We start from the raw sequence: 14104 nt of genomic DNA, 5'->3' as shown, positions 1-14104 counted from the left end.
CTTCAAGCAAAAATTGCTTGAAGGCCTTTTCCATTACCAGCGCCAAAACAGTTTCTTCATCCAATCCCACACTGTATCGAGAACGTCTTTTACGAAATCTATAATCGGATGTTGCGGCTTATCGCCCTCATCCGGTTGCTCTGGTTCTGTCGGTGGCTCTTCCGGATCTACCGGAGGCTCAGTCGGTGTATCCCCGCTTACTTCCGAAATACGACCTTCTGCTTCATAAGCAATCGGCTCCATCCCGAAGCTCCTTACAAATGCAACAGTTGCCTCCAGATCTTCCGGTCCCATTACAGGATTGCGGCCAAGTTCGCTGATCGGACGATATTTATCTCCTTGAGATGTTCCCATGAAGTTATTCACAGTAATCGTATACACTTTATCTTCGTCAATCGTAGAACCATCAGGAAGCTTGATATCCACAACCTGATTCGTTTCTCCATTCCATGTATACGTAAAGCCGCTTATGCTGTAATCCGGACCGTATGAAGTGATCTGTGCATTCAAGATTTCCTCCAGATCCGCTCCGTCAATCTCGAATGTCATGAGCGTATTATTGAATGGCTGAATGTTGAAAAGCTCACCCCAAGTGATATCGCCTTCCAGCAAATCATCCCTGATCCCGCCGCCATTCATCAATGCAAAGTCACTATCCATTGCCTCTCTCATGCCATCGGCGATCAAATTACCAAGCGCATTGTCGCCTGCTTCACCTTTTACTGCATAACCGCCAGTCATCGTATTAGCTGCAACGCCGACGACTTCATCCATGATTGGCGCTACTTCTTCGGCATATTTAGCCAGGATGGCTCCGACTGTCGGATCAGGTGTGTAAGCTCCCTGATCTACCCATACGATTTCAGCTTCTTTGGAAACAATATCGCCTGTTTCGCGATCAATCTCCACATCCACATCTGAAAAAGCCTTTCCATATTCAGACGCCTGAACGATCAGTTTATTATCAACCGTTGCACTGACGACGGCATGGTTATGCGCAGCGAAAATGATATCAACTTCATCATCCACCGCATTGGCCATATTAGCTGCATCGCCTATCGCACCGTCCCCGCTTTGCTCAGCTGGCATATGGGACAGGACGACAATTGCTTTGACGCCTTGTTCTTTCAATTCGGCTGTTGCCTGATTGACTGCTTCTACTTCATCGGTGATGGTAATATCCTGAATCCCTTCCGGCATGACCATACCAAGTGAAGCAGTTGTATTTACTCCGATGAAGCCGATTTTCTCTCCATCGACTTCCTGGATGCTGTAAGGAGGCAGAATCGTTTCACCACTGTCTTTGTAGACACAGTTGGCACAAAGTGTCGGAAAGTCCGTTCCATCATAGCCAGGAGTTCCGTTCGGATGCTCACCGCCTTTCACGATACGCAATAACTCTTCTGTACCTTCATCCAGTTCATGGTTGCCGATCGTACCTACATCGAAGCCCATCGCTTCCATGATCTCGATTGTCGGCTCATCCTGCAGCAGTGCCGATACAGGAGAGCTGCCGCCGATCATATCCCCGGCATGGACGAGCAGGCTATTCGGATTCTCTGCTTCCCGCTGTTTGATTGCCGCTGCTGTATAATCCATATGTCCGAAAGTGCCATCTATTGTGCCATCTCCGTCCGTATCCAGTTCATACTGCTGATCGATCTTGCCGTGCAGATCGTTCATACCAAGCAGCTGGACGGCAAGGTTATCTTCCTCTGCAGGAGGATCTGCATCACCAGCTGCTTCATATCCTGCGTCAAGCGCATCCTGTTCTGTCCAGAAGAAGATGCGTTTATCAACTGGTATGGCCTCCCACTGATAAGGAGTGACGTATTGCTTTGTATCCGAATTCCCAACATATTTATCCAGTCCGCTGCCATCATAACGGGCACGGAATTCAAACGGCAGCTCCTCCAATGGAGATTCTGGATTCCAAATTCCTTTTTCCTGCACCTTGGCTTCTGCTACTGCTTGCTGATAGGTTGCATATTCGCTCTCCCCACCAATCGGTGCGATAAAGTAAGTGACTGCCAAACCTTCTTTCACCAATTCAAGGTTCATATTCTCCCCATCGGCGGTGATGACCTGCGCCAGCAAGCGACCATAATTATCTGTCGGCTCTTCTCCCACTTCAAGTGTAATCTCATCACCTGCAGATAGCTTGGATTTTAGATAATCAGAGGCTGCCTGGCCGTGGTCCATCTGGTTCTGGTCCAGTTCATTTTTGATTGCATGGAATGTTTCCGGCGTATCCGCGTTCACAAAGCGGACGCGATCCGATCCCAACACTGGCTGTTGAAGACGAATCGTATCTCCATCAGTAACTGATTCTACCACTGCTGTATACGTTCCCTCTGTCTTTGGAGGTTCCGGCTGCAAAGCCGCCACCTCCACATCCTCTTGTTTACGGGGCAGGATTTGATAGCTGTCGTATTGGCTCAGGATACCGGTAACGGTATACCACCTGCCTTCTTCCACAGTTGAAATATCCAAGGCAGATTCCATGATGCGCAATGTGATAGATTCATAGTTTTCATTGATGAATTGAATATTGTATCCACCACCAGCCGGGCTTTCCGGAATATTCTTGATGTATCCTGTCACTTGGACAAGTTCCCCTTCTGCGGGTTCAGCTGTCTCTTCAGCCTGGAGCTGACTGATTGTCATTTCTTCAGGAAGGGGAACCTCATTATCGGAGGCAATGACAGTCACACCGTCCACTGCGGGTGCTATCTCTGTCAAACCTCGGTAACTGGTAATCTCTCCTGTCACGCGGATAAGATCACCTTCTTTTATCTCCGGAAAAGCTGCTACATCCGTGTGATAGATATTCAGTCCTGCCGTTTCATCTTGGATGAACGCAGATAGCTTCCCACCACCGATGCTTGCATTATCTGCGGTAGCAATCCCTTCCACAGTCACCGTTTCACCTGTTTTACCCTTTACATCGGCAATCGGCTGGACTGTTCCGGCTTCAGGTTCTTCCCCTGGCTGTTCCTGTCCATGGGACCCAATCGTTCCAAAACTATCTTTTGGTGTCTCTTCCCACTGCTCCGGAACGAAGACTGTGCTGCCTCCGGTCACATCAGCGGAACGGATGAGGCCGATATCCTTGGCTAAGTCCTGATCATTCCCGATTTCACCAATGACATCAAGAACGGTTCCATCCTGCTGGAGAGCGATAGCATCATTCCCATTGAAATTGATGACACTCCCGTTCGTCTGATCTGCGGCTGCAAGCAGGGCTTCACTCGCACGCGGATTGACAATGACATATGTATCACCCGATTCCAATGTACCCGATAAGGTAAGGGAAGCAGTTGCTTTTGTATTGCCATTGAAATATCCTGCCAGCTCGAATTGACCGAGATCGAGTGGTTCATCGGTCGGATTATAAAGCTCGATCGCTTTATTGTAGGAGCTTCCTTCCACGTACTCCGATAGTATCGGTGCCGCAATATGCTCCGCTGCCTGTGCCCCAGAAGAGAAACCCGGCAAAATTCCCGAACAAATAAGTGCGACTATTGCAAAAATAGATACTACTCTTTTCCCCATTAACATGATTCCCCCAGAATAATAGTAAGTTCGGCAAATACCGGCGAACTCCGTCATCTACCATACTAGCTGGTATCAAACTAACCCGATATAGGAGGATAGGCTTGATTCTGGTTAATTTTCTGTAAAAAATCAGGATTTTTGGGACAAATGAAAAAAGCAGCCGAAGCTGCTTTTAACGAAGCGGGTAGGCATCCATATAGGCTTTGGCTGCACGCAGGACACGGGCATCCTGGAAACGATTGGCGGCAAGCTGCATGCCGATCGGCAAGCCTCCTTGTGAAAGTCCTGCTGGAAGTGAAGCTGCTGGCAGTCCAGTCACATTATAAGCGTGCGTCATCATCCAGTCTGCGTCTTCCTTCACCTGCTGTCCATCAATGACAGAAGGCCCCAATAAGTGATAGTCAAAAGCAGGGACAGCCAGTGTCGGTGATAGGACTAGATCATAATCCTGAAGCACCGTCTGCAGCCTGTTCCAGACTGTCGTGCGATTCCGTTCGTACGCACGATAATCGGAAGCCATCAGCGGTTTGCCTTTTTCAATCATCTCACGATAGGAGTCAGACACCCATTCCGGATTGCTTTCAAGCAGCTTGGCACTGCCAGCTGCCGATGAAGCATACCACATGCTTGTAAAGAATCCATTGAATTGACGACGATCCATATCAAAATCAAGATCCACTGTCTCAACAGACATACCGAGTGCGCGCCAGTTATCAAATGTCGCTTCGACAACCTGCCGTACTTCCGGATCGACAGCATACATGCCGAAATCCGATGTATAAGCGATACGAAGACCTTGCGACTGCCCTTCCAAATAGGATGAACCGATATGACTGTCCAAAAGCGGCAGGCTGAATGGATCCGTTGTGGACGGACCCTGCACAGCTTCCAGGAACAGCGCGCTATCATCGGGATTATTCGAAAGCGGTCCATGGTTGACGAATGGTGAGCTGGAACCGAAAACATTACCCAGATTATTATCCATCGGAATCCGGCCGTATGTTGGTTTGAAGCCGAATATCCCGCAAAGGCTTGCTGGTATGCGGATGGAGCCTCCTCCGTCGCTTCCTTCCGCCAGCGGTACCATTCCTGCTGCTACTGCAGCAGCAGAACCACCGCTTGATCCGCCTGCGGTCTTCGCATGATCCCAAGGATTCACAGTCGCCCCGAAAACAAGATTGTCGGTAGTACCTTTATGACCGAATTCAGGCGTATTCGTTTTACCCATGATCAGAGCACCCGCTTGGCGAAGCCGCTTGACGATGGTTGCATCTCGATCTGCAATATTGTCCTTGAAAGCTGGTGATCCGAAAGTGGTTCGCATCCCTTCAACAGGCGTCAAATCCTTGATGCCGACCGGTATACCATGAAGCAATCCTGTCTCGTCACCGCGCATGACTGCTGCTTCTGCCTCTTTCGCGTCTGCAATCAAGTTCTCGTTCATCGTAACGAATGCATTGATGTCGCCATTGGATTTTTCCGTTTGCTCCAGATAATAAGAAGCCACCTCAACAGGTGAGATCTCCTTATTTTTGATAGCCGTCACTAATTCGCGTACGGTTTTGCCTTCCACTGTCATCGCCCCTTTTTATCCTCTACACGTATCATAACGCTAGCATGTCCGTCGTTCAACCATCAGAGGATCATAGCAGCAATCCAGCCGAAGACAATGACAGGCAGATTGTAATGGAGGAATGTCGGAACGACTGTATCCCACATATGGTCATGCTGTCCGTCCGCATTCAAGCCGGACGTTGGTCCAAGTGTGCTGTCGGAAGCGGGTGAACCTGCATCACCAAGAGCACCTGCTGTACCAACGAGTGCAATGATAGCCATCGGGCTGAAGCCTAGTTCAATTGCTAAAGGAACAAAAATCGTCGCAATAACTGGTACCGTCGAAAATGAAGATCCAATACCCATCGTCACGAGTAAACCGACAATAAGCATCATCAGTGCACCCAAAGCTTGACTGCCGTGGATTGCGGCAGCTGCATCTTTCACAAGTGATTCCACATCACCAGTAGCGCCAATGACACTGGAGAAACCGGAAGCAGAAATCATGACGAACCCGATGAAAGCCATTAGACGCATCCCATTGGTAAGAATGGTATCTGCTTCTTTCCATTTAAGTGTTCTTGTTAAATAAAGTACGATGATACCGGCTAATGCCCCGAATACCATGGAGTCTGTCCAGATCTGAACTGCTAACGCTGCAACAATTGATAAAATGGAAAATATCAATGTTGAACGTTTGAGTTTCACGTTCTCTTCTTTCACTTCATCCGGAACTGGCATCTCGATATTTTGGTACTGCCTTGGTTTCCTATAAGAAAACAGTGCGATGACCAGACCGACTATCATCCCAATGGATGGGATGAGCATCGCAGAAGTAAGTTGATCCGGATTCACTTCCAGGCCGCTGGCTGTCATATTCGTCGCAACGACTTCATGGAAGATCTGACCGTAGCCAGCCGGCAGCAGCATATACGGTGTGACCAAACCGAATGTCAGGATACTCGCCGTCAAACGACGGTCTATTTGCAAGTCATTCATGATTGTCAACAATGGTGGAATCAATAAAGGAATGAATGCGATATGCACCGGGATGACATTCTGAGAAAAACAAGCCATGATCAAAATCATGATTAGAATAAGCGCACGTGTACGCTTTTTGGATTGCGCTGTGTCTTTTTTCCCGCTGATGGATATGATACCTCTCACCATCGCTTCCGGAAGACCTGTGCTGGCGATCGCAACTGCGAATCCACCGAGCATCGCGTAGCTCAACGCAACATTCGCTCCTCCTCCTACACCATCAGTGAATGCTCCGAGCGTCCCATCTATTCCAAGCCCTCCGACAAGACCGCCGATGAGGGAGCCCAATATCAATGAAAAAACGACATTGATTCGCAGCAAGCTGAGAATCAAAACTGCAAGAACTGCTATAACAACTGCGTTCACTTCAAATTCCTCCATCACTTTATTATGGTAAAGTATTAAAGAACAATAACAGATGATCCAACTTTTTGTCAATGAAAATTGAAGAAATCATAATATTCAATACATAAGAAAAACCAGCATTTCTGCTGGTTCCCCTCTCTCTATTCAGATATGATCACATCGATGAGCTTGAATGTCGTGACATCGGCAAGTCCGCGGTTCGTCACACGAATTTCCGGGATGACAGGCAGTGCAATCAATGAGAACGTCATGATCGGATCGGTGATGCTGCATCCCAGCTTCTCCCATGCTTTGACCAGTTCCCCTACTTGGGCGACAACTGTCTCCAAAGGCTGATCAGACATCAACCCGGCAATCGGCATCGGTAATTCTGCTAAGATCTCCCCGTTCAGAACAGCTACAAGACCACCGCCGATTTCCGCCAGTCTGTTGGCAGCGATGGCCATATCCTCCCTATCGACACCCATCACGAGCAGGTTATGGCTGTCATGCGCAACAGTCGAGGCAACTGCTCCATGCTGGAACTGAAAGCCATGGACAAACACATTGGATACCTGCCCGGTTCCCTTGTGTCGTTCGATGCAAGACAAATGGATGATATCCTGGTTCCTATCGATCCGGACTGCTCCATCCTTGACTTGCAGGGTTGCGGTCATCTTCTCTGTCCGTGCACTTCCCTCGATTGCGCCTACTACATTCACCTTGACTTCACCATCCGGACGATCTGTGCTGTGAAGGAAATCATCTGCCTTCATTTCACGAGCTAGATGTACAGAGCTGCGTACAGCTTCCGGATATGTATACGTCGGGAACACTTGCTGTAGCCCGCCATTTTCAAACTGTATACAGCCATCCGCGATGACAATGGATGCCTCCATCTGCTGCAGGTCATCTATAAGAAGCAAGTCCGCGAATTTACCAGCACTGATACTGCCGATATCATTTTCCATATGGAAATACCGGGCTGAATTGATCGTGGCCAGCTGAATCGCCGTTATCGGATCAAGTCCTTCTTCGATTGCCCGACGGACAACATGGTTCATATGTCCTTTCGTAATCAATGTTTCCGGATAAACGTCATCTGTCACTAAGGAGATATTGCGTGTATCCACTTTATACTCCGTGATGACTTTGATTACTTCCTTCACATCGCGCCATGCTGAACCTTCGCGAATCTGTACATGCAGGCCGGCACGCAGTTTAGCCAATGCATCTTCCTTGGCAATCGTTTCATGGTCGGATGTAACACCTGCTGCGATATATGCTTGAAGCGCGTATGGATCCTCTGAAGGAAAATGACCGGTTACGGTCTTATCTGCTTTGATTGTTTCAGCAATTTCACCAAGCATCTTGCTATCGCCATGAACGACGCCTGGGAAGTTCATCACTTCGCCCAGCCCTTGTACATTTTCCCAGCTCAACCCTTCCTGTATATCCGCTACAGTCAGGCTGGCACCGGCGTCTTCCAAGTCATCGGTTGCCGGCACGCAGGAAGGGAAGGTCGTATACACTTTCAACGGCAGTTGCTGCCCTTCCTCGTGCATATAACGGACGCCTTCGATACCGAATACGTTCGCAATCTCATGAGGGTCCATAAATACCGTCGTCGTCCCTTTTGCAAGGGCAGCCTTCGAAAATTCCGTCACCGAAAGCATGGTACTCTCCACATGCATATGACCATCGATCAAACCTGGTACAAGATAACGCCCATTTGCGGGTATGACTTTGGTTTCCGGTCCTTCATGTTCCGGTAATGCTTTTCCGACTAATGCTATCCGGTCGCCTGAAATGACGACATCTGTATGCTCCAATAATTCTCCTGTAAATACGTTGACTAGTACACCATCTCGGATAATTAAATCAGCGGGACCCTTGCCTAATGCAACCTCACCCAAACGCTTTGCTGTTTCATATAATTTCGTTCTTTTTCCCACTGTCTTCAACTCCTATTATCCTTATACGTTATGCCCAAAATCGTGCAAAAAATTCCCGCGCCTTGTACGCTCGCCCGGGAGTGCCTTTAACATTATGTATATATTTCTATCTATAGAATCATATATCCGCTTTATGCGTCAACCCCGTCCCCCAAAAAAAACCGCCTTCAAGAGGCGGTTTCATTGGTGTCATTTCCTTTTTGTATCAAGCGGTGTCAATCCAGCTTCAATATTTACCCGTTCTTGTTCGAGAAATGGCGGCAGTGCCAATGTCTCGCCTAATGCAGCAGGATCTTCATCTGTCGCAAACCCTGGTCCGTCAGTAGCCAGCTCGAATAAAATACCATTTGGTTCTCGGAAGTAGAGCGATTGGAAATAATATCGATCCACTAGTCCCGAATTCGGCAAATGTGCAGCATAAAGGATTTTCTTTGCCCGCACCAATTCTTCCCTATCTTTCACACGGAATGCTACATGGTGCACACTGCCGCGGCCAGGACGTTCCCTCTGCAGGCCAGGGACCACTTCCACCATTACCTCGGCTCCAGTGCCGCCTTCACTCACTTCGTAAATATGCAAATGGGTCCCATCTGCAAGCTGCTCTTCTGCTTTTTTGCGGAAACCCATCAAATCCAGTAGGACGCGCTCTGTCGGCTCAAGCTCAGGAACAGTCAGTTTCACCGGGCCAAGACCAATAATGGCAAACTCTGCGGGTACGTCCGCCCCTTCCCACGGAACTCCTCCTGCCACGCCTTCGTTCTGTTCATCGGACACAAGCATAAGCCTTTGCTTTTCCGGATCTTCGAAAAAGAGGACTTTGCGCCCCTGCATCTCCACCTGTTCGGTTTGAATATCATATTCCTGCAATCTGCCGGCCCAATATTGGATGGCATCATCTGATGCCACACGCAGGGAAGTCAGGGAGATACTATTGTTGCCTGCGTACGTCCTGCCGGCCCGGTGGATTTCGAAAAAAGTCAAATCCGTTCCTGGACTGCCGAGCTTGTCAGCATAAAATAGGTGGTACATGGATGTATCATCCTGATTGACAGTCTTTTTGACAAGCCGCATTCCCATTACTTTTGTATAAAAATCATAGTTATTTGCCGCATTTGCTGTTATGGCTGAAACATGGTGAATACCGTGAAGCTCCATCATCTGCTTCGCCCCCTTAACGTACAATTTATTAGTTACTTACAAAATGTAACTTAAATCGAATGAAATTGCAAACGCCCACCTTCATTCTGATAGAATAAACCTGAGGGGGATTGCTATGCACACAACACTTTATTTTGTTCGCCACGCACATACTATTTATACGCCGGATGAACGGAATCGGACGTTATCCGAGCAAGGTTACACAGATGCCAAAATCGTTCAGAGGCAACTAGCAGCCGAACAGTTAGATGCGTATATTTCCAGCCCATATCGGCGCGCTTGGGAAACGATCGTAGCTGATCCATCCGCTGCTGTTTTTGATGAAAGACTCCGCGAAAGACAAATTGCGTCCTATCCAGTCGAAGACTTCCAGGGAGCGATGGACCGTTTATGGTCAGAGGAAACATACCAATTTCCTGGCGGTGAATCGAATATGACGGCCAGGAAAAGGGGTGTTGATGCTTGTCAAGATATACTCGCTGCTTATGCTGGTAAAAGGGTCGCTATCGGGACGCATGGGAATCTGATGGCGCTGACTATGGGTCATTACGATAAAAGATTTGATTATGCTTTCTGGAAGCAGCTGCCGATGCCAGCTATCTGGAAACTCACTTTTGATGGTTCACACTACATACAGGCAGAGTTCCTGCGCATAAAAAAATAGCGGACATCATCTGTCCGCTATCTTCCATCCATATGCAATTTCAGGATAAGAGACACCATCTATCTCAAGCTGATCCTCAGCAATCTTCTTTCCGCCGAGACCTTCATAGAAGTGTCTGGCCTCATTCCCAACAAGCATCCAGGCGAACACTCCTTGAATTCCTTCGGCAGCAAGCCTGTTCTCCAGTGACTGCAAAAGTAATTTACCGATTCCCCGATTCGTGTAATCGGGATCTATATAAATGGCATATACTTCACCGTCATGATCTGGATGCACACCTCCCCTGGATCTTCCCCCGCTGATGAACCCGACAAGCATTCCATCCACTTCCGCAACAAACATAAGGGAACCGGATTCGAGTACTTTTTCGAAACGTGCCGTCCTCTCTTCCTGACGAATGGCAGCCAAATAATCAGGCGGCAATATGTTTTGATAAGCGAATTGCCAGCTTTTTGTACTGATTTCACCGATTCTTCCACAGTCAGCTCTCTTTGCCTCGCGTATGGTAACTGCCATCCCTATCCCCTTTCTGGACTTAAGCTAGTACAGTTGGCTGGAAATCGATCAAGAGGACTGCACGTACACCAGGTCGGTCTGCCTCCCCTTTTCTGATTGGGCTCACATAGTGACTGACAGCCTCATCATGAACCCCGTAGGATTCAAGCGGCTGATGAATTTCGAAACTTTCGTGGAATTGACTGGAGTCTGCATCCTCCGGCAATTTACCTGCACAGGCAGGAGTCGCGATGATATTCAGTCCGCCGACAACATTGTCACGCTTGATAAGATGTGCAAAAGTGAACGGTTCACCGTCCTGATGAATCAAGTTCGGAGAAGATACACCCTCTTGTCCATCTTCTGTCACCTCAAGTTTAACGAAATGTATGCCCGCATGAACCGGGAGGATCAAGTCCTCTTTCCGCCAGAACGTTTCATGGTAATCATGCATGATGATTTTCTGCAATAGTTTATTTTCCAGGATATGATCCGGTAGTGATGGGAATTCCCGATAGGAATCGACGTACTCCGGGTTGAAGCGGCCTTGGAAATATTGCGCCATGCTTCCACTCTCTCGCTCGATTCCCGGCAACCATTCCAGGCGATTGTCCTTATCGAAGATGATTGCCCGGGAATAACGGCGGTAACGGTTCAGTTCCGGTGCATAACTATCAGCAGGCAATGTATCAAAAACAGCCTGTAACTCAGCTAAATCCTTCTCCATCCCGTCATATGCGAGATCCTTTTGTAAATCATATATGCTGTATCCTTGTTTCTTTAATGCGTGCATGCTTAAACCTCCACAAATCTAGAATCTTTCTCTATCATAATACATGAAGCGTTAAAGGAACATGCTTTCAATTGCGATTTTATGACATTTAAGCAAGGAGTGACCCCGATGAGGAAGTCCAAAGCAGAAATTGAAAAGCTCTATCAAACCGCTGCCGACATACAAGCGTTGCTTCAGACGGGTGATGTATTATACAGCTCGATTGGTCCCTCCACCTTTTTCTTCAGCCATGCCGGCATTGTCGGGGATGATGATCGTATTTTTCATGCACATCCATCTGGCGGGATCACCGAATCACTGCCTGCTTATCTATCCCGGCACCGTTATGGCGGAACGATCACCTTGCTTCGACCAAAAATGGATCCGGCAGGAGCGGCAGCATGGGCGGAGCAGTCGATTAATTCAATGAAAGGATACCGATTCAACCGCACCTTGGCGGATACCGATTGGAATTATTGCACGAAGTTCGTCTGGCAGGCCTTTTGGAGCGGTGCTGGCACTGATTTGACCAGTGCAGTGAAACAGATTTCCCGACGCTGGATCTTCCCGCGTCATATCAAGCACTCCTCCCATTTTGATCCGATCGCAAAATTCTCCTTGGAGTATCGGCTCTAGTCATAATTTTCTGGTAAAATGATGAAGATAGAATGTAAAAGGGGGATTCTCATGCAATTCGAACAAAAGTTAGCAAAATACGCCGAGCTTTTACTGCATATCGGCTTGAATGTGAAGCAAGGTCAGGATTTGGTGATTGTGGCAGATTTGGCAGCTGCACCATTTACAAAGATTGTTGCCGAGAAAGCATACGAAGCTGGAATGCGGGATGTCATTGTCGATTATCAGGATGATAACATCACGAAAGCAAAAATAAAGCATGCAAAAATAGAAGATTTGGATTACTTCACACCATTCCGCGGACGTGTTTACGAAGAATTGGCAGCTGCTGATACAGCTTTCCTGGAGCTCAAAACACCGAATCCATCCCTGTTTGATGGAATCGATCCGGCAAGGGTTGCCCGTTATACGAAAGCAATGGGCGCAGCTAGACAAGGTTATCAAGCCCACAAAACGAATGGCCGGATAAACTGGCTCATTGCGTCCGTTCCGACCGTTGAATGGGCGGAATCTGTTTTTCCTGATTCGAAGGGACAAGCAGCAGTCGATAAACTATGGGATGCAATCTTCTTCACTACCCGTTCCGATCAGGAAAATACGGTGGGGCTATGGGAACAGCATGTCGAAGCAATGAAGAAAAACGCCGACCATTTGAATGCACGTGACTATCGCAAGCTGCATTATACGGGTCCTGGAACCGATTTGACGATTGAGCTGCATCCGGAATCCTTCTGGACTTGTGCAGAATTCATGAAAGAAGATGGCTCTACCTATATACCGAATCTCCCTACAGAAGAAGTATTTACTATTCCAGTGAAAAATGGGGTGAACGGAACGGTTAGCAGCACAAAGCCACTGAATTATGCAGGCACTTTGCTTGAGAACTTTTCCCTCACTTTTGAGCAAGGGAAAGTTGTTGATTTCACAGCGGAAAAAGGCTACGACACGTTGAAAAACCTGCTGGAAACCGACGAAGGCGCCCGCTTCCTGGGCGAGGTTGCGCTTGTGCCCCATCAATCACCGATTTCCCAATCCGGAATCGTATTCAATAATACATTATTCGATGAAAATGCATCCTGTCATTTGGCACTTGGACAAGCAATCGGCATGTGCGTGAAAAATGCCCGCAGCAAATCGAAAGAAGAGTTAAAAACAATTGGTTTCAACTACAGTCTGGCACATGTTGACTTCATGGTTGGTTCTGGAGAACTATCCATTACAGGCGAAACAGCGGATGGCAAAGTCGAACAGATTTTCGAAAAAGGAAATTGGGCTTTCTGATGATAGAAGAAAAGGAGCAGCAATAGCTGCTCCTTTTCTATGTACGGCAGATCATGATGACTTCCCGATAATAATCGAGCTGATGAGGACAAAGCGCTTCGCGGGTAACCTCGATTCGCTGATGGGGAGCTCCAGCGACAATTTCCGCTTCCGCTGTCCCTGCTTTTCCCTCGACTAGTTTCTCCAGATCATTCACCCGCATCCGGACAATCTGAACCACTTCTTCATTCAGCAAAATATCCGGCAATTCCTCTAAATAATAAAAGAACTGATGGCAGAACTCCCGATCGACTAAATCCTTGGCGAATAGTTCTTCTTGGATGATACCTTTATAGAATAAGTCGCTTTCCTCAAGTGTGACACCCAATTCTTCTTGCACCTCACGTAAGCCACCTACCACGGGCGTTTCGCCGCTTTCCAGATGACCAGCTGCGGTAATGTCGTATTTCCCGGGAAATTCACTTTTATTGAAAGATCGCTGCTGTAGATAAATGTATAGTTCTGTACCATCGTGTTCCACGAACCAGCAGTGGAAAGTCTCATGCCAGTCACCATCACGATGGACTGCCTGTCTTTCTTTTACGCCAATTTCCCGATGCCGCTCATCGAAAATCGTCAATAGCTCCATAGTTTCCCCCATACTTA

General features: G+C 47.8%; 11 protein-coding genes. 3 read left to right on the top strand and 8 right to left on the bottom strand.

Going from position 1 to position 14104, the window contains the following annotated elements; all coding sequences use genetic code 11:
• Positions 1-33: 33 nt before the first annotated feature.
• The 5 genes from AB1K91_RS12415 to AB1K91_RS12395 all read right to left on the bottom strand — a co-directional run bounded on the left by AB1K91_RS12415 (position 34) and on the right by AB1K91_RS12395 (position 9608).
• Positions 34-3555 (bottom strand): 5'-nucleotidase C-terminal domain-containing protein, encoded by a 3522-nt coding sequence (locus AB1K91_RS12415; protein ID WP_413090150.1) that lies wholly within the window; start codon positions 3553-3555, stop codon positions 34-36.
• 175 nt (positions 3556-3730) lie between these two features.
• A complete protein-coding gene (locus tag AB1K91_RS12410; RefSeq protein ID WP_413090149.1) occupies positions 3731-5131 on the bottom strand; it encodes an amidase in 1401 nt (466 codons plus the stop codon).
• A gap of 62 nt (positions 5132-5193) precedes the next feature.
• Positions 5194-6519, bottom strand: coding sequence for a Na+/H+ antiporter family protein (locus AB1K91_RS12405; RefSeq protein ID WP_413090148.1), 1326 nt, complete (start codon positions 6517-6519; stop codon positions 5194-5196).
• 140 nt (positions 6520-6659) lie between these two features.
• Positions 6660-8453 carry an adenine deaminase gene (ade, locus tag AB1K91_RS12400; protein WP_413090147.1) on the bottom strand — a complete coding sequence of 598 codons (1794 nt, stop codon included), beginning with the start codon at positions 8451-8453 and terminating at the stop codon, positions 6660-6662.
• Positions 8454-8642: 189 nt separating this feature from the next.
• Positions 8643-9608 (bottom strand): ring-cleaving dioxygenase, encoded by a 966-nt coding sequence (locus tag AB1K91_RS12395; RefSeq protein WP_413090229.1) that lies wholly within the window; start codon positions 9606-9608, stop codon positions 8643-8645.
• A 118-nt stretch (positions 9609-9726) separates the two neighbouring features.
• On the opposite strand from AB1K91_RS12395, the gene AB1K91_RS12390 reads away from it, so the two are divergent.
• On the top strand, positions 9727-10275 hold the full coding sequence (locus AB1K91_RS12390; protein ID WP_413090146.1) for a histidine phosphatase family protein: 549 nt from the start codon (positions 9727-9729) through the stop codon (positions 10273-10275).
• A gap of 6 nt (positions 10276-10281) precedes the next feature.
• Here the strand turns inward: AB1K91_RS12390 and AB1K91_RS12385 are convergent, their stop codons facing one another.
• Positions 10282-10791 carry a GNAT family N-acetyltransferase gene (locus AB1K91_RS12385; RefSeq protein ID WP_413090145.1) on the bottom strand — a complete coding sequence of 170 codons (510 nt, stop codon included), beginning with the start codon at positions 10789-10791 and terminating at the stop codon, positions 10282-10284.
• Positions 10792-10810: 19 nt separating this feature from the next.
• The gene (locus AB1K91_RS12380; RefSeq protein WP_413090144.1) at positions 10811-11563 is read right to left on the bottom strand and encodes a 2OG-Fe dioxygenase family protein; all 753 of its coding nucleotides are present in this window, start codon (positions 11561-11563) and stop codon (positions 10811-10813) included.
• Between the two features lie 108 nt (positions 11564-11671).
• Between AB1K91_RS12380 and AB1K91_RS12375 the strand changes: the two genes are divergently transcribed.
• Complete coding sequence (locus tag AB1K91_RS12375) at positions 11672-12178, top strand: hypothetical protein (RefSeq protein WP_413090143.1); 507 nt, start codon at positions 11672-11674, stop codon at positions 12176-12178.
• Positions 12179-12229: 51 nt separating this feature from the next.
• Positions 12230-13459: an aminopeptidase gene (locus AB1K91_RS12370; RefSeq protein ID WP_413090142.1), complete on the top strand. Its 1230-nt coding sequence runs from the start codon at positions 12230-12232 to the stop codon at positions 13457-13459.
• A 37-nt stretch (positions 13460-13496) separates the two neighbouring features.
• Here AB1K91_RS12370 and AB1K91_RS12365 read toward each other — a convergent pair whose 3' ends face one another.
• The gene (locus AB1K91_RS12365; RefSeq protein ID WP_413090141.1) at positions 13497-14087 is read right to left on the bottom strand and encodes an NUDIX hydrolase; all 591 of its coding nucleotides are present in this window, start codon (positions 14085-14087) and stop codon (positions 13497-13499) included.
• Positions 14088-14104: the final 17 nt, after the last annotated feature.

The organism is Terribacillus jepli, from assembly GCF_047228925.1.
Classification (GTDB): domain Bacteria; phylum Bacillota; class Bacilli; order Bacillales; family Amphibacillaceae; genus Terribacillus.
This window is presented reverse-complemented; position numbering and strand designations above follow the sequence as displayed.

What these genes read in the sequence shown, in the direction of transcription:
- AB1K91_RS12370 (WP_413090142.1), top strand. Translation starts at nt 12,230, where the DNA reads ATGCAATTCGAACAAAAGTTAGCAAAATACGCCGAGCTTTTACTGCAT.
- AB1K91_RS12380 (WP_413090144.1), bottom strand. Translation starts at nt 11,563, where the DNA reads ATGCACGCATTAAAGAAACAAGGATACAGCATATATGATTTACAAAAG.
- AB1K91_RS12365 (WP_413090141.1), bottom strand. Translation starts at nt 14,087, where the DNA reads ATGGAGCTATTGACGATTTTCGATGAGCGGCATCGGGAAATTGGCGTA.
- AB1K91_RS12375 (WP_413090143.1), top strand. Translation starts at nt 11,672, where the DNA reads ATGAGGAAGTCCAAAGCAGAAATTGAAAAGCTCTATCAAACCGCTGCC.
- AB1K91_RS12390 (WP_413090146.1), top strand. Translation starts at nt 9,727, where the DNA reads ATGCACACAACACTTTATTTTGTTCGCCACGCACATACTATTTATACG.
- AB1K91_RS12395 (WP_413090229.1), bottom strand. Translation starts at nt 9,608, where the DNA reads ATGGAGCTTCACGGTATTCACCATGTTTCAGCCATAACAGCAAATGCG.
- AB1K91_RS12385 (WP_413090145.1), bottom strand. Translation starts at nt 10,791, where the DNA reads ATGGCAGTTACCATACGCGAGGCAAAGAGAGCTGACTGTGGAAGAATC.
- AB1K91_RS12415 (WP_413090150.1), bottom strand. Translation starts at nt 3,555, where the DNA reads ATGGGGAAAAGAGTAGTATCTATTTTTGCAATAGTCGCACTTATTTGT.